The organism is Thiolapillus sp. (assembly GCF_048562965.1).
GTDB classification, from domain to species: Bacteria; Pseudomonadota; Gammaproteobacteria; order Chromatiales; family Chromatiaceae; genus Thiolapillus; species Thiolapillus brandeum_A.
In genome coordinates this window covers 1-603 of the sequence record NZ_JBHNMF010001491.1, presented here as the reverse complement: position 1 = coordinate 603, position 603 = coordinate 1, and the positions used below count along the sequence as shown (strand labels likewise).

Below are 603 nucleotides of genomic sequence, written 5' to 3'. Positions count from 1 at the left end.
TGAGTGGCAGCAGACGCCGGCCGGCAAACAACCCCATCATATCCACCGCCCCGACAACAGCCTGTTCGCCTTCGCCGGCCTCTGGGAGCACTGGGAAAGGGAAACCGAAAGCATCTATTCCTGCACCATCGTCACGACAGCGGCCAACCCGTTGATGCAGCCCGTGCATCAGCGCATGTCGGTGATCATCGCCGCGCAGGATTACCGAAGCTGGCTGGACAAAAACACCAACCAGGAAGATCTGCACAGCATCCTGGACAGGGACGGTTACCGGCAGCTGCAGCTGACCCCCATCAGCACCCGGGTCAATAATCCCGCGCACAATGACCCTGGCATTCTGAAGGCGGTATCGCTTGCCATGGATGACATGGCATGAACGATAGCGGAACCCTTCCGAAAGAGACCCTGTCCGCGCTGCGCTTCATGCTGCCGCCTTTACTGACACTGATCCTGGGAAAGCTGCTCTTCGAACTGCTGGCCTTCCATTTCCCGGATCTGAATGATTATCTGCAGGACAGCATCGAACCGCTGGGCCAGCAGTTTCCTCCGGAAATATTGTTCCGCGAGTCCAGGGCAAGACTGTTATGGCTGAGCAGCGTGATC

General features: G+C 58.0%; 2 protein-coding genes. Both read left to right on the top strand.

Annotation, left to right across the window (positions count from 1 at the left end; genetic code table 11):
- A partial coding sequence (locus tag ACOCD2_RS25100) for an SOS response-associated peptidase (RefSeq protein WP_293650744.1) occupies positions 1 to 376 on the top strand: 376 nt, incomplete at its 5' end.
- A partial coding sequence (locus tag ACOCD2_RS25095) for a hypothetical protein (protein WP_419618664.1) occupies positions 373 to 603 on the top strand: 231 nt, incomplete at its 3' end. The genes ACOCD2_RS25100 and ACOCD2_RS25095, both read left to right, overlap by 4 nt.